12 protein-coding genes are annotated in these 14,388 nt (G+C 64.0%); all 12 read right to left on the bottom strand.

What is annotated here, in order from left to right; genetic code table 11:
- Nucleotides 1–48 precede the first annotated feature (48 nt).
- The 12 genes from rfbC to J4G38_RS29240 all read right to left on the bottom strand — a co-directional run bounded on the left by rfbC (nt 49) and on the right by J4G38_RS29240 (nt 14,370).
- Complete coding sequence (gene rfbC, locus J4G38_RS21425; protein WP_210520956.1) at nt 49–603, bottom strand: dTDP-4-dehydrorhamnose 3,5-epimerase; 555 nt, start codon at nt 601–603, stop codon at nt 49–51.
- Between the two features lie 47 nt (nt 604–650).
- Nucleotides 651–1,760, bottom strand: coding sequence for an NAD-dependent epimerase/dehydratase family protein (locus J4G38_RS21420; protein WP_210520955.1), 1,110 nt, complete (start codon nt 1,758–1,760; stop codon nt 651–653).
- A 137-nt stretch (nt 1,761–1,897) separates the two neighbouring features.
- On the bottom strand, nt 1,898–2,788 hold the full coding sequence (gene rfbF, locus J4G38_RS21415; RefSeq protein ID WP_210520954.1) for a glucose-1-phosphate cytidylyltransferase: 891 nt from the start codon (nt 2,786–2,788) through the stop codon (nt 1,898–1,900).
- Nucleotides 2,789–2,841: 53 nt separating this feature from the next.
- Nucleotides 2,842–3,633, bottom strand: coding sequence for a WecB/TagA/CpsF family glycosyltransferase (locus J4G38_RS21410; RefSeq protein WP_226163637.1), 792 nt, complete (start codon nt 3,631–3,633; stop codon nt 2,842–2,844).
- A 22-nt stretch (nt 3,634–3,655) separates the two neighbouring features.
- Nucleotides 3,656–5,056: an exopolysaccharide biosynthesis polyprenyl glycosylphosphotransferase gene (locus J4G38_RS21405; RefSeq protein ID WP_210520953.1), complete on the bottom strand. Its 1,401-nt coding sequence runs from the start codon at nt 5,054–5,056 to the stop codon at nt 3,656–3,658.
- Nucleotides 5,057–5,960: 904 nt separating this feature from the next.
- Nucleotides 5,961–10,385, bottom strand: coding sequence for a cadherin domain-containing protein (locus tag J4G38_RS21400; protein WP_210520952.1), 4,425 nt, complete (start codon nt 10,383–10,385; stop codon nt 5,961–5,963).
- A 49-nt stretch (nt 10,386–10,434) separates the two neighbouring features.
- Nucleotides 10,435–11,379 carry a methionyl-tRNA formyltransferase gene (locus J4G38_RS21395; RefSeq protein ID WP_210520951.1) on the bottom strand — a complete coding sequence of 315 codons (945 nt, stop codon included), beginning with the start codon at nt 11,377–11,379 and terminating at the stop codon, nt 10,435–10,437.
- 75 nt (nt 11,380–11,454) lie between these two features.
- The gene (locus tag J4G38_RS21390) at nt 11,455–11,991 is read right to left on the bottom strand and encodes a phage tail protein (RefSeq protein WP_210520950.1); all 537 of its coding nucleotides are present in this window, start codon (nt 11,989–11,991) and stop codon (nt 11,455–11,457) included.
- A 53-nt stretch (nt 11,992–12,044) separates the two neighbouring features.
- Nucleotides 12,045–12,581 carry a phage tail protein gene (locus tag J4G38_RS21385; RefSeq protein ID WP_210520949.1) on the bottom strand — a complete coding sequence of 179 codons (537 nt, stop codon included), beginning with the start codon at nt 12,579–12,581 and terminating at the stop codon, nt 12,045–12,047.
- 26 nt (nt 12,582–12,607) lie between these two features.
- Nucleotides 12,608–13,144, bottom strand: coding sequence for a phage tail protein (locus J4G38_RS21380; RefSeq protein ID WP_210520948.1), 537 nt, complete (start codon nt 13,142–13,144; stop codon nt 12,608–12,610).
- 284 nt (nt 13,145–13,428) lie between these two features.
- A complete protein-coding gene (locus tag J4G38_RS21375; RefSeq protein ID WP_210520947.1) occupies nt 13,429–14,097 on the bottom strand; it encodes a response regulator transcription factor in 669 nt (222 codons plus the stop codon).
- A 114-nt stretch (nt 14,098–14,211) separates the two neighbouring features.
- Complete coding sequence (locus J4G38_RS29240) at nt 14,212–14,370, bottom strand: transposase (protein WP_226163232.1); 159 nt, start codon at nt 14,368–14,370, stop codon at nt 14,212–14,214.
- Nucleotides 14,371–14,388: the final 18 nt, after the last annotated feature.

Raw genomic sequence — 14,388 nt, 5'->3', positions numbered from 1 at the left:
AATAACAGTGAGCAGTTGGCAGTTAATAAAGCTTTATCAGCGAATGGCTTACCGTTCGCTGCTCACTGATAACTGATAACTGAAGTCCGGGTGGGCCTGGTCTTTGGCCGACACCAGCTGCGGCTCGGCGGGCCACTCGATGCCGAGGGCGGGGTCGTTCCAGCGCAGGCCACGCTCGGCGCCGGGCGTGTACTTGGCCGATACCTGGTAGGCCACGTCGGTGTCGGGGGCCAGGGTGAGGAAGCCGTGGGCAAAGCGCCCGGGCACGAACAGCTGCCGGAAATTGTCGCCCGTCAGCTCCACGCCAATCCATTGGCCGAAGGTGGGCGACTCCTCGCGCAGGTCGATAATCACGTCGTAGAGGGCCCCGCGGGTGCAGCGCACCAGCTTGCTTTCCTCGTGGGGCGGCAGCTGGTAGTGCATGCCGCGCAGGGTGCCCTGGGTGGGGTTCGACGAGAGATTGGCCTGTAGCGGCGGCAGGAAAATGCCGTGCGCAGCAAATTCGTCTTCGCACCACGAGCGGGCAAAGAAGCCCCGCTCGTCGGAGCGGCGTTCCAAATCAATAATAAAGGCCCCGGCAAGCTTGGTTTCAGTAAAAATCATGTGCGGTTGGCGATGAATCGATGGTCAAAAAGTGCCCCGGAATGTTGCTAGGCTACGGCGGTTTCCTTCTGCCGGGGAGTAGGGGCGGGGGGTGCGGCGGGCGCATCGGTCCAGGCCAGCTGCTCGGTCAGCTCGCCTTGCTCGCGCAGGGCGGTGAGCACGCGCAGCCGCATCAGGCGCGAAGTGCGGAACAGCGGGTCCTGGAAGCCCATGGCCAGCAGCTTGTCGTGCAGCTCGGCAATGGTGGCGGTGAGGGTGTGCCGGGGCTGGTGGTTGGGGGCCAGCTGCCGGTACAAGCTGAAATCGACGCGGTAGGAGCGCAGGTCGGGCGCGGCGGCGGGGTTCACGAACACCTTGGTGCCGGGCAGGTCGGCGGCCACGGCTTCGGCCAGCTCCTTCACGCGGTAGTTCCACTCATCCGAGCCCGTGTTCACGGCCAGGAACGTGCCGCCGTTGGCGGCCTCACGGCCCAGCGCCCACTCAATGGCCAGCGCCATGTCGCGCACATGAATGAGGGGCCGCCAGGGCGTGCCATCGCTCAGAATGCTGATTTCGCCGGTAGCCACGCCGCTGGCCACGAAGTCGTTGAGCACCAAATCGAGCCGCAGCCGGTCGCTCCAGCCGCAGGCCGTGGCAAAGCGCAGGCAGGTCACCGTGAAGTCGTCGTCGGCCAGTGGGGCCAGGTCGCGCTCGCTGGCTACTTTGGAGCGGGCATAGGCCGTGAGCGGGTTCACGCCCGAAGTTTCGGTTTTGGCGTCGTTGCCGCCCATGCCGTAAATGCTGCACGAGCTGGCAAACACGAAGGACCGCACGCCGGCGGCCTTGGCCTGCCGGGCCAGCCGGATGCCGGCTTGGTGGTTGATTTCCATGGTCACGGCCTCGTAAGCATTGCCCATCGGGTCGTTCGAGATGGCGGCCAGATGCACGATGGCATCCACGCCGGCCAGCAGCGCGTCGGGCACCTCGCGCACGTCGCCGAAGATTTGGCGGTCAAGCCGCGATTCGGGCAGGCGCTCCACGCCCGTCAGGCATTGGGCAAAAAAGCCCAGGTCGTAGCCAATCAGCTCGGCATTGGGGAAGGTGTGGCGCAGGTGCTGCACCACGCCCGGGCCCACGTAGCCCATGTTTCCGGTGAGGAGGATGCGGTAAGAAGTCATGTAAATCAGGTAAAGTTGAATCGATACGCAAGGGGGGAGCGACTGAAAAATACGCGAACAATCAGAAAAAAGCAAATCCAATACCCAGGTAATCGCCTGAGCAAGAGCAGTTTTTTCGGCGCTGCGTAAGCCGCTGGCTAGGCCACTGTGGTGAGCTGGGCGGGGCGCAGGCGGGTGGGCAGGGCCCGTGCATTGTCCTCGGGGGTTTCGGTGGGCTGCCGCACGGGGGCCGGCTGCCAGGTGGGCTCGGGGGCCCACACTTTCCAGGGGGCCTTGTTGGCCGTCCACAACTCTTCCAGCATGTTGCGGTCGCGCAGCGTGTCCATGGGCTGCCAGAAACCTTCGTGGCGGTAGGCCGTCAGCTGGCCATCGTTGGCCAGGCGCTCCAGGGGGGCTTTTTCCCAAGCCGTGTCGTCGCCGTCGATGTAGTCGAACACTGCCGGCTCCAGCACAAAAAAGCCGCCGTTAATCCAGGGCGTTTCGCCGCCCTCGGGTTTTTCAGTGAAGTTGTTGACGTGGCTGTCGCCCTCGCCGAGGTTGAACACCCCGAAGCGGCCCGGCTGGCGCACGGCCGTGAGCGTGGCCTTGGCGCCCTGTTGGTGGTGGTAATGGATGCTGGCCTGAATGTCGATGTCGCTCACGCCGTCGCCATAAGTCAGGCAGAAGGTGCTCTCGTCCAGGTATTCCCGCACGCGCCGGATGCGGCCGCCCGACAACGAATCGAGGCCTGTGTCCACCAGCGTCACCGTCCAGGGCTCGGCGTGGTTGCGGTGAATGCGCATCTCGTGGCGGTCCATCTGGAAGGTCACGTCCGAATTCAGCAGGAAGTAGTCGGCGAAGTATTGCTTAATCATGTGGCCCTTGTAGCCGCAGCAAATCACGAAGTCCGTGATGCCGTGGTGGGCGTATATTTTCATGATGTGCCACAGAATGGGCTTGCCCCCGATTTCCACCATCGGCTTGGGCCGGATGCCGCTTTCTTCGCTGATGCGGGTGCCGTAGCCGCCCGCTAAAATCACTGCCTTCATGTGAGAAATTATTGGGTAAGGGTTAAAAAGTCAAGTAAGTAATACGGGCCTGGCTAGCCGGCTTGTGCCACCGCCCGGCCTGCCGGGCCACGGTTTCCGGTGAGCACGGCCCGCGCCAGCAGGCACAGAAACCAGGTGTTGGTGACGAGGTAGCGTCGGGCCAGCCGCCGGGGTTCCTGCCACAGGCGGTAGGCCCATTCCAGCCACAGCTGCCGGGCCCAGGCGGGCAGGCGCGGCTCCAGGCCGGCGTATACCGGAAAAGCCTGGCCTACGCCCAACATGCACGCCCGAATGCGGCCCTGGTGGGCCGCCATCCACTGTTCCTGTCGGGGGCAGCCCAGGGCCACAAACAGCAGGTCGGGGTCGGCGGCATTGATGGCGGCTACGTCGGCGGCTTCCTCGGCCGGCGTCAGGGGCCGAAACGGCGGGGCCGTGGTGCCCACGATGCGCAACGTGGGTAATTCGCGTTGGGCCCGTGCCACTATCGCCGCCAAGACCGTTTCGGTGGTGCCGTAGAAATACACCGACTGGCCGCGGGCGGCGGCAGCTTCCAGCAGCGCGGGCACCAGGTCCATGCCGGCCACCCGCGCCTGCGGCTTGCCGTGGAACCAGCCCACGGCCGCCGCCACCGGGCTGCCATCGGGCGTGACCACGGCCGCGCCTGCCAGCACCCGCCGGAAGGCCGGGTCCCGGTGGGCTTCCACCAGCATGTGCACGTTGGCGCAGCACACGTAGGCCGAGGCGCGGGCCGCGCCCAGCCGCAGGATGGTTTCCACAAAATCGGTTGGGCTCCCGGTCGAAACCAGTGCGTTCAGAACCGGGCGTTTCGCAAGCAAAGCGGGCATGGGGATGTCAGCTTTTAGAGGGCTAGTAGGCGTTTTTTTCGCCGCGCACCATGTTGCGAACGGTTTGACCGATAATCTGCAGGTCAAGGCTGAAAGACCAGCTTTCCAGGTATTTCAGGTCGTACTCCACGCGCTTTTCCATGGCCTGGGGGGCGCGGGTTTCGCCCCGGCAGCCGTTCACCTGGGCATAGCCCGTGATGCCCGGCACCACGGCGTGGCGCATGGAGTAGCTGCGGATGTGCTTGGAGTATTCTTCCAGCTGCGACACCATGTTGGGCCGCGGCCCCACCACCGACATGTGCCCGAGCAGCACGTTGAAGAACTGGGGCAGCTCGTCGAGGTTGTATTTGCGGAGGTATTTACCCACCCGCGTCACCCGGGGGTCCGATTTGGTGGCCTGCAGCTCGGTCTGGTTGTGGTCGTTGCGCATGGTGCGCAGCTTGTAGCAGGGAAACAGCTGGTTGCGCCGGCCGGGCCGCATCTGCTTGAAGAACACGGGGCCCGGCGAATCAAGCTTGATGAGCAGGGCCAGCAGCGGCATGACGATGGGGAACACCCCGCCCACGACAAGGGTCGAAAACGAAATGTCGAACATGCGCTTCAGCACCTGATTGGTGTGAATGCCCAGCGGCTCGTTCCGGACCGTGAGAATGGGCTGGCGGTCGAAAAAGTACACGCTGACGTCGCGGCCCACCGTGCCCGAATAATCCGGCACAATGCGGAAGGAGAGAAAGTTTTCCGTCGCGAAGCTCGACAGGTCCTCAATCAGCGCGTGCCGGTCGAAGGGCAGGGCGAAGTACAGCTCGTCAATCTGGGTGCTGCGGCAATAGGCCTTCAGCTCGGCCACCGTGCCCCGCACCAGCGAGCGCAGGCCATCGGGCACCACCTCGTTGTCTTCCACAAAAAAGCCGTCGAACTCGCTGCCGCCCGGTTCGCGGCTGGTCAGGAAATGGTAGAGGCGCTGGCCACTGGCCCCCGTGCCCACTATCACAAAGCGGCTGGGCGGCTCGGCCACAAACTGCCGATACGTGCGATACCCAAACGCCAACGCGAACCGTCCCACCACCACGCCCACCATCGCAAAGCCGTATACCGTTGCCACGTAAACCAGGGGCATCTGCACGTGCAGCACCAGGGCTCCCAGCAGCATCAGGCCGGCGTGCAGCGCAAAAGTGCGCAGCAGCAGGCGCAGCTTCTCCGCATAAGTAATCAGCCGGTCCGGCCGGTAAATGTTGGCGTATTGGCGCGAGAGGATGCCCCAGAGCAGGGCGAAAATGACGAAGAAAAATGGCGCGTATCCCGCCAGGCCCGCCATGCCGGTCTCGGCATGGTCCGCTAAACGAAAGGCCGCAAAAATAAAGGCTGTGTCCAGCGCCGGCAGAATAAACTGCGAAGTATCGGTGTAGTGTTCGTAGCGTTCCATACAATGCAGAGAGTAAGGTAGTTATTTCATAAATTCCAGAGTGGGATGGAAAGCGGCTCAGAACGGGGATGATGTAAAGGAACTATCTAATTGTTCATTGAGCAATATTATTTTTGATTTTATATCGACTAACTTTAAATGATTATTGAAAAAATCATAAAAAAACCGCAAGACCTATAGCCGGACGAATATTTTATTCATTTTTATCATATAATTTTTTTTTTCAGGAACTGCCTTCCGTTGCAGTTTCGCGCTTTTTTGCTGCGATAAGAGGCGCATTTCTCCTGTTGAGCTTGGCGTGCGGAGGCCTGAGAGCATCAATTGATGAGGCGGCAGGGGCCGGCCGCGAAAAGGCGGTGGGCAGCTTCCTCGTTCCTTGGTTCCGTACCGGGACGGAACCAAGCTATACTCGTTACGAAGTGGCGTGCGAAAAGGAAGCAGGGTGCGGGGCCAGCCCCGCACCCTACTTCGCGATGAGTATAACCGCCTTTCGTGCGGCTTTCAGGGCCCTTTTTATGGCCGGGAATGGCCAAAATTGCTTTCTGCCCCGCAAGCAACTGCGAGTACGGCGTGGGCAACACGATGATTTCTGGCGGTGGATTGGCCCCGGGTTTCGCGGTAGGCGCAGGCCGGGAATTGCTATCGCTGCTGACTTACAGCTCCGTTTTGTCGTCTTTCTGCTTCCAGCGCGAGGGTGGTAATAGCGGCTCGTACTGGCCCCCAATGGCCACTATTTAGCCATTTTCTGCCTCCACAATAATGAGACATGCGTGCGTGCGTGAGTGCGCCCGCGAAAGGGCGATGAGATTACCTTCGTACAAAGCGGTTCTTACGTGCCGAAGCCGGCCGGATGCTTGCACTACCGGCCAAAGCCCCGAATTCGCAATTTGGTCGTCGTTGGTATCTACTGCAGGATGAGGCGCTGGGTGAGTAATCCGCTGCGAAGCAGGTACACGCCCGTTGGCAGCCCCGTGAGGGGCAATGTGGTTTCGGGGCCGTTGGCTGGAAACGATTGTGACCAGACCAGGCGGCCCACGGCATCAAACAGCTGTAGCGGGGCCGGGGCCTCCGCGCCGGTAATAACTACCCGTACGGCGTCATGAGCCGGGTTGGGGTAGGCCAGCAGCTGTGCCAGTGGAACAACGCCCGACAGGGCCACCGCTCGCACGGGCGAGTAGCTGGCGGTGCCGTCGAGGTCCACCTGGCGCAGGCGGTAGTAGAGCAGGGCCACGCCCGGCAGTTGGGCGTCGGTCAGGGCGTAGGTGCGGGGCGCGGAGGTGCTGCCGGCTGCCGCCATCGTGCCAATGCGGTCGAAGGCAGTACCGTTGGTGCTGCGCTCCACCTCGAAGCGGGCACTGTTCTTTTCGGAGGCCGTGCGCCAGGCCAGGGCCACGGCGGGGCCGTGGAGGGTGACCGTGAAGTCCGTAAGCTCTACGGGCAGGGGCGAGGTGCCCAGCGTGCCAATCACCGTTTGGCTGAATGAGGTAAGGTTGTACTGCACGGTGCCGGCCGCAGCGTTGGCCGTCGTGGCCGCGATGGGCACGTCGAACGCGCCGTCGCTGCTGCTGGCGCGCTTCAGCAGGCGCAGCTTGGCCGCGGCAGCGCTGGCATCGGCGGGGCTGATATCGGTGGCGCTGAGCGTGTAAGTGACGGCTGCGTTGCCGAATGAGCCGGTGCCGTACTTATTGATAATCCAGTAGGCCGCGTTGTAGTAGTTCACCATTCCGGTGGGCTGGGTGCCCTGCGGGCGGCCGTCGAGCCGGGCTACCGTGATATCGAACGAGCCCGAAACGCCCGTGAAATTGATGGCCGCCCGCGTGCCCGGGAAGCTCACGCTGCCGTTGCCCGTCACCGATTGCAGCGCGCTGACGCCGGTGCTCACGGGCACCGAGCTGGCCACCCGGGTCACGCCGGTGCCCGTGAGCGGGCCCGTTGCGCCGCTGATGGGGTCGGTGGCGTTGCCGCTGGCTTCGTTGAACTGCACGTAGGAAGCCAGGTTGTCTTCGCTGCCGCTGAGCAACAAGTGCCGCCGCAGGCGGATTTCGTTCTGGCTCAGCGCCCGGTTCCACTGCGCCACTTCGTCGACGTCGCCATTGAAAAAGCTGAGGGCCGTGCTGCTCAGCGTGCCCACGTAGCGCACCGGCGTGGTGCCGGGGGGCGTGCCCACGGCCTGGCTCTGAATCAGGTCGCCGTTGACGTAGAGCGCGAGTGTGGTGCCGTTGTAGGTGGAAACCAGTTGGTTCCACTGGCCCGAAGTCAAGGTGTTGTTGGATGATGTAATTGAAACCAAAGACGAGCCCGTGCCGAAGCCGGCTTCTACCCGGTTATTGTCCGAAACAGAAATGTAGGGCGAGCGTTGGCTGCTGCTGCCCGGGTCGTAGCCCAGCACGCCGTTCAGCGTGCTGCTGCTGGCAGCGTTGGGCTTCACCCACACCTCCTGCGTAAACTGCGGCCCGAGGACCAGGTTGGGGTTGCCGGTGCCAAAGTCCACGTAGCCGGTCGCCGCACCGCTAAAGCGCAGGGCCGTGCCCACAACCCTGCCCGGCGCCACCACGGGCCGCACCCCGGCCGGGGATGTAACCGTTGGCGTGCGCGCGGTGCCACCAATCGTCAGCGATGGCAGCGTGCCATCGAGCAAGTGGCCGGTAGCGGCGGCCGGGGCCACGTCGTAGGCCAGCCAGAAGTAGTTGGTGCCGGGTTGCAGCTCCTGTGTACCGCCGATGCTGAGCGACCCGGTGCCCGGTGCAGCGAGGCTGCCAAAGAGCGTGCTGGTCGCAAACGTACCGCTCGTGCCGGTGTAGTAGATGCGGGCCACGGCCACATCGGCCGGCGTGGTGGTGCCGGTGGTAGTCAGCGTAAAGGACGTGGCGCTCAAGGGCTCGTCGGTGTTGCCGTTCATCACCACCGGGATGCGCAAAATGGCCTGGTTAAGAGCCCCCGCCGCCACGCCGCGCGTAATCTGCTCGGTGGTGCTGCTGAGGTAGGCGGCGTTGGGCACATCGGTTACCTGAATGGTGAAGCTCTGGAAGCTGAACAAAGCGCCATCGGAGGCGCGCACGGTAATGGAATGGGACGTATTTGCCTCGTAATTAAGCAGCAGGCCATTGGCCACCGTCACCACGCCTGTGTTGGCTTTGATGGCGAACCGGCCGCCGGCGTCGTCAGTCAGCGAGTAGGTGAGGACCGTGCCCTCGGGGTCGGTGGCCGAGGCGGTGATGCCCACCAGCGTGCCGTTGGCCGCGTTTTCGGCCACGGTGTTGGCCGCCGGGTTGGCGTCGATTGGCGTGCTGGGGGCCTCGTTCACGTTGGTCAGGTTCACCGTGACGGTGTTGGAGGTGTTCAGCACAGGCGTGCCATTGTCGGTGACGCGCACCGTGAGGGCGAAGGACGGCGTGGTTTCGAAGTCCAGCGCCGCGGGCGTGGCCACGGTCAGCTGCCCGGTGGTGGCGTTGATGGCGAAGGCGGTGCCGGTGTTGCCGGCCGTGATGGCATAGGTTAGCGTCTGGCCCGCGTCGGGGTCGGAGGCGGCTACGGTGCCCACCACGGTGGCCGCGGCCGAATTTTCAGCCAGCGAAAAGCTTTGCGCCGCGATAACCGGCGGGCGGTTGCTGATGCCGGTGATGCGAATGTTGTCGAAGGCCAGCTCTTCTCCTCCGTTGTTGGCCACTTCTACTTTGAAGTTGATGTTGCCGCCCGTGAGAGTGGGCGGCAGCGATAGGTTGATGATGTCCTGCATGGTAGACGTGAGGGCCAGGCCGGCAGCGTCGGCCACGCCGTCGAGGTTGGCGTCCTGGCGCAGGGCGCCGGTGGCCGCGATGCCGTAGAACGCGCCAAACAGGTGCCAGCCCCCGCCGTCGTTGAGGTTGTAGGACACCCGCACGTAGTCATCGATGGTCCAGCCCCCGGTACCGCCCCGCGCCAGCAACAGCTTGAAGGTCAGGTCGTGGTAGTTGGTGGCGTTCACGGGGGCCAGCAGCAGCGTGCCCAGGGTGATGTTGTCCTTCGTGCCCTCGGCGTACCAGTAGCCGCTGCCCTGCACGCCGCTATAGGTAGTAGTCGAGTAGAGGACGGGCGGATTCTGGGTAACCCGAATGAAGCCCTGGGAATTGGCGCTGAATGAGTTGGAGCCGTACCGGGTGCCTTCTGCGTCCGCCTCAAAATCTTCGGTATACGGCAGCGGCGCCGGCGCATTGAGCGAGGCCGTCACGTTGATATCGCGCGACTGCGTGGCGCTGCTGCGCGGCCCGTCGATGGCCGTGAACACGAGCCGGCGCAGGCCCGGTGTGGCGTTGTTAACGTCGGAATTGCGGTACGTCACCGACCGCAGCGCTGCCTGGTAGTTGGTCACGGAGGCCGTACCCGTCAGCGTCAGCACGCCTCCGGCGTTGGAAAGCGCCGTAATGCCGTTGCCAGCGGTGAACGCCAGCACGTCCTGGCCGGCCACGTAGCCGGGCTGAATCCGCACGGTGGCGCCGGTGAGCGTGTTGCCGGAAGGCGGGTTGGGGTTGGCCACCACCAGGGTATTGGTTACCTGGGTGGCGGGGGCGCCCTCGGCGTAGGCAATGGCGGTGGGTTCAATGCCCGCCAGCGTGGGCAGCGGCACGGTGTTGAGCGTGCCCAGCACCCGAATGTTGTCAAAGGCAATTTCCTTGTTGGAGCCGCTGTAATCGGCCTCCACGCGCACGTACAGCGTCGTGCCCACGTTGTTAACGGGGAATTCAAAGTCCTGAAGCGTGGTCGTCAGCTTATCCGTGGCCGTGCCGCCAACTTTCATCCAGTCGCTGGTGCCCGTGGCGCTGGTGCCCGAAAATTCGCCAATGGTGGTAAAAGTGCTGTTATCGAACGAATACTGCACCCGCAGGTGGTCCGTCGTTCTGGCTTGTGTACTAGCGGGCAGGTAGGCCGCCCAGCCCGGTCCGCGGGCATCGGCAAAGGCCACGCGCACTTTCAGGGCCGTATAGCTGCTCACGTTGAGGCCGTTGAGCGTTACGGTGCCTGGCACCAGGCCCGCGGTGGGGGCCGTGGCGCTGGTGCCCCGCACCCCTTCCGCCGCCCAGAACTGCCCACCGGCACCGTCCACGTTCAGGATAGTGCTACGGCTGATGGGACTACCAAACGTTTGATTAGTGCTTCCGGTCGGGTACACTACCGGGTTACCCGACCGTTTGAAGTACTGGGTCGCCGTCGTTTCAAAGGTATTGGACGTGTAGCGGGTGCCTTCGCCATTGTTGCCGCTAATTGATTCGAAGCTTTCCTGCACCAGGGTCGTTTGGGCGCGGGCGCCGAAATGCAGCAGGAGCAGCGCCCCCAGGAGTAGTGAAGTTTTCATAAAACCAGGATTTGTCAGCAAAAAAAAGGCGGTTGCCAAGCCATTCGCACTACCCCGGCACGGGCGTAGTCCCGAGCATTTCGCCCGCGCCCACGCCCAGCGCAACCAACTGCGCGCCGGTGAAATATCCTTCTTCGAGGGCTACCATATCGAGGCGCAGGGCCTCGCCCGCGCCGCAGGCCACCCACACGCCGGCCGCCGTGTCGGCGTGCAGTACCGTGCCGGGCGGCACGGGGCCGGTGGCGGCGGCCGGGTGGGGCGTCACGCCCAGCAGGCGCAGGGGCTGCCCGCGCAGGGTGGTGAGGGCGCCGCGGTTCCAGGGGTTGGCGGCCCGCACCAGGCGTTCGATGGCGGCGGCCGGTTCCGGCCAGTGCACGCACACATCGGCCAGCGTGGCGCGGGGCCAGTAGCGGGCCAGCGTCGCATCCTGGCAGGTGGGCGTCAGGGGCGGGGCGGTGCCGGCCAGGCTGGCCAGCAGGCGCTGCGCCGCGGGCACGGCCCGGCCGGCCAGGTGGGCGCGGTGCAGCCCGTGGGTATCGCCGGGCCCGATGGGCACGGGCTCGGCCAGCAATATTGGGCCGGTGTCGAAGTCGGCCGTCATGCGGTGCACCGACACGGCCCCGGCAGTTTCGCCGTTGCGAATCTGCCAGAACAGCGGTTCGGGGCCCCGGTAGCCGGGCAGGGCTGCGAAGTGAAAGTTCAGAAAGCCGTGGGTGGGCAGGTCCAGTACCGCGGCCGGAATGCGCCAGGGAAAGGTAAGCACCAGCACGGCCGCCGGGGCCAGCGGCTGCAGCCAGGCCGTGAGCGCCGGCCCCAGCCCGGCCCGCCGCAGGCGCCTAACGGGCAGGCCCAGGCCTAGGGCCGCCTGCGCCAGCTGGTCGCATTCTTCCTGGCCGCATTCGGGCACTGCCACGCTCGTCACGGCTCCCTGGGCGGCCAGGGCCTGCAGTACCGGCAGGCCGAGTACGCTGCTGATGATGACGGCTACTTGCATGTGCGTGGAAGTGACAACGGCCCGACAGAAAGCACAAGCCCCGCCCCACCCGGTGGGTGAAGGCGGGGCCGGGAGCTAGTTGCGCGAAGGGAAAACGCCTTGCAGGGCAATGGCGTAGTTCATGGCCAGCAGCGGCTGGCGGTTTTCGTGGGGCTGGCTGGTGCCGACGGTCCCGCTGGCTCCCGTCACCGCGCTGGCACCCAGGCTGCTGTTGGCGGTGCCGGCGGCGTACTGGTTTTTGCTGCCGGTGGCCGGGTAATTACCGTTGGTTGAGGTGCTGTCCGCGTCGCCGTCACCGGTCTTGATGGTGCCGCTGAAGCCGTGGGAGTGTGTCGGCAGCTGCCCAACTTGCAGCGCGACCGATTCGGTGCCGCTGGCCTGGCCCGGCACGTAGCTGCTCAGGCCAGGGCCCTGTCCCGCTCCGAGTATCACGCGGCCGCGCAGGTCGGGCAGGGCAAACGTGGTGCGGCCGTCGCCGCCGTACGTGGTGCCAAGCAGCGAAAACAGCGGTTGATTGGTGCTGATGGGCAGGAGCTGGCCTTGGCAGTAGGCCCAGCCTCGGGGCGCGAAGGCGAAGCCCATTAGGCGAATTTCGCCGATAAAAGGTTCCATAAGTAGTGGGGTGCAAGTGCTTGAAAGTGCGGGACGGAACAGCAGCAGCCGGCTTAGGACTGCGAAGGGTAGATGCCGGTTAGCGCGATGATGTAGTTGGTGGCCAGCACGGGCTGGATGTTGCTGTGCGGCAGGCCGCCGCCGGCCACATCGGTTTGGCCGGTGAGGGAGCCGGGCGCCAGCGCGATGCCGGAAGGCGTGGGGTCGTAGGCATTGCCGCCCTGGTCACCGAAGTAGGCGCCGTTGGGGCTGGCCTGGCCCGTGCCGCCGGTGAGGACGCTCACGGTGCCCGACAGCGGGTGCTGGTGCAGAGCCATTTGGTTGGCCGTGAGGTTCACCCCCTCTACCCCGGCCGTGGCCCCGATGGGATAAGGCGAACGCCCCGGCCCCGTGCCCTGGCCCACCACCACCCGGCTGGCCAGGTTGGGCAGGCCAAACGTGGTTTGGCCATCGCCGCCATACGTGGTGCCAAGGAGAGTAAACAGCGCGTCATTTTCGCTGATTTGCAGCAGCTGGCCCTGGCAAAAGGCCCAGTCCAAGGGGGCAAAAGTGCCGGCAAAAATGCGGATTTCTCCGAGAAAATTTTCCATGAGAGGTAAGCAGAAAAGGCTGGGAATTAGGGGCGCTGCGGGAAAATGCCCTGCAGGGCAATGACGTAGCTGACCACCAGGTAAGGCATCAGGTTGGTGTGGGGCTGGCTCCCGCCCACAGGCGCTGCCGTGCCTTTCACCGCGCCGGCGGCCATGGTGCCGCTCCCGCCGTTCTCGCCGTACTGGTTGTCGTTGGTGTCGGCCGGGTAGTTCGAGGCCGGGCTGCCGGTGCTGGCCCCGCCGCTATGCACCTGCACCGTGCTGTTGAGCGTGTGCACGTGTGGCGGAATCGTGCTCAGGTCCAGCGTCACGTTTTCGGTGCCCGTTACGCTGCCCAGCGGGTATTCGGTCAGGCCTGGGCCGGGGCCTGTGTTCACGATGGCCCGGCCGCGCAAATCAGGCAAGCCGAAGGTGACTTTGCCATCGCCGCCGTAATGGGTGCCAATCAGCGAAAACAAGGCCGTATTGGTGCGAATGGCCAGCAATGAGCCGTCGCAGATGGCCCAGCCGCGCGGGGCAAAATTGAAACCGACCGCGCGGATTTCTCCTACAAAAGGGTCCATGAAAAAGGGGGGAAGAATGGTGAATAAACGCGGGGTAAGGCCACAGCATCGTGAGGCAGGGCCGCTATAGGACCGAGCCGGCGCGGGCCACCCGAAAAAGCAGCTTGTTGGCCCGCATTACAAATTAACGGCCGTCAGGCAAGCTGTTTTAACGTAGAAATACCTGACTTACAAACCACGTAGTTCTACGTGCATCGGCTGTGCAACATGGGCGCGGAAAGCCGCCTGAGAGGCCCTCGGCAGGACGGCCAACTGGCGGGTGCAACGACTGCTCGGGCGTCGAGTCAGGCGTCGAGCATGCCGTGCTTGGCGGCGAATATTACCAGCCCCACCACGTTGGAGGCGCTGGTTTTTTCCAGCAGCTTTTGCCGGTGTCCTTCCACGGTGCGGGGGCTGAGGAAAAGCAGGGCCGCGATTTCGGCGGCCGTCCGGCCTTCGCAGATGAGGCGCAGCACCTCTTCTTCGCGCGGGGTGAACTGCACCACATCCGGCAGCTTGGTGGTTTTTACGCGGGTGGGCTGCTGCACCCCGCGCATGAGGGCCCGCGAAATGCGGGGCGTGAAGTGGTAGCCGGTGGTCAGCACCTCTTCCAGGGCGTGAATGAGCTGCTCCTGCGTGGCGTCCTTGGGCAGGTAGCTGCGGGCGCCCAGTTTCATCATCTGGGTGATGTATTTATCGGCCGAGAACATGGACAGCACGATAATCTTCAGGTCGGGAAACTCTTTCAGGAGCAGCTGGGCCACTTCGGGCCCGTCCATGGCGGGCATTTGCAGGTCGAGCAGCACCACGTCGGGCAGGCGTTCCCGGCAAATAATCAGCAGCTCGGGCACCTCCGCAGCTTCCGACACGGCCGCCACGTAGGGCAGCGATTGCAAAATGTAGCGCATGCCCTGCCGGAACAGGGGGTGGTCGTCGAGAAGCGCAATGTGGGCCGGCGCGGTGGGGGTAGCCATTGAAATGCAGGAAAGATTGGAAGATGGGATGGGGGAAGACGGAAGGGGAAAGACGAAAGGGTGGGGCAATGGAAGGTAGAAAGGGGGAAGATGGAAGCTAGGACGTGTAAACAATTAAAGCCACATCAGGATGGCTCCGAGGGTGACCATTGCCAGAAAGGTGCTGGCGTTCTTTTCGTAGCGTGAAGCGAGGCCCCGAAACCGCTTGAGGCGGTTGAAGCAGCGTTCGATTTGGTTACGATTTTTGTAGACTTCTTCGTTGTGCTCAATCACTTGCGTCCGATTTTTTTT

Source organism: Hymenobacter terricola (assembly GCF_017921975.2).
Lineage (GTDB): Bacteria > Bacteroidota > Bacteroidia > Cytophagales > Hymenobacteraceae > Hymenobacter > Hymenobacter terricola.
The sequence above is the reverse complement of the archived record's forward strand: the minus strand, read 5'-3'. Positions and strand labels throughout refer to the sequence as shown.

Excerpts from the sequence above, each read along its gene's own strand:
- rfbC (WP_210520956.1), bottom strand. The coding sequence starts at position 603 with ATGATTTTTACTGAAACCAAGCTTGCCGGGGCCTTTATTATTGATTTG.
- J4G38_RS21420 (WP_210520955.1), bottom strand. The coding sequence starts at position 1,760 with ATGACTTCTTACCGCATCCTCCTCACCGGAAACATGGGCTACGTGGGC.
- rfbF (WP_210520954.1), bottom strand. The coding sequence starts at position 2,788 with ATGAAGGCAGTGATTTTAGCGGGCGGCTACGGCACCCGCATCAGCGAA.
- J4G38_RS21410 (WP_226163637.1), bottom strand. The coding sequence starts at position 3,633 with ATGCCCGCTTTGCTTGCGAAACGCCCGGTTCTGAACGCACTGGTTTCG.
- J4G38_RS21405 (WP_210520953.1), bottom strand. The coding sequence starts at position 5,056 with ATGGAACGCTACGAACACTACACCGATACTTCGCAGTTTATTCTGCCG.
- J4G38_RS21400 (WP_210520952.1), bottom strand. The coding sequence starts at position 10,385 with ATGAAAACTTCACTACTCCTGGGGGCGCTGCTCCTGCTGCATTTCGGC.
- J4G38_RS21395 (WP_210520951.1), bottom strand. The coding sequence starts at position 11,379 with ATGCAAGTAGCCGTCATCATCAGCAGCGTACTCGGCCTGCCGGTACTG.
- J4G38_RS21390 (WP_210520950.1), bottom strand. The coding sequence starts at position 11,991 with ATGGAACCTTTTATCGGCGAAATTCGCCTAATGGGCTTCGCCTTCGCG.
- J4G38_RS21385 (WP_210520949.1), bottom strand. The coding sequence starts at position 12,581 with ATGGAAAATTTTCTCGGAGAAATCCGCATTTTTGCCGGCACTTTTGCC.
- J4G38_RS21380 (WP_210520948.1), bottom strand. The coding sequence starts at position 13,144 with ATGGACCCTTTTGTAGGAGAAATCCGCGCGGTCGGTTTCAATTTTGCC.
- J4G38_RS21375 (WP_210520947.1), bottom strand. The coding sequence starts at position 14,097 with ATGGCTACCCCCACCGCGCCGGCCCACATTGCGCTTCTCGACGACCAC.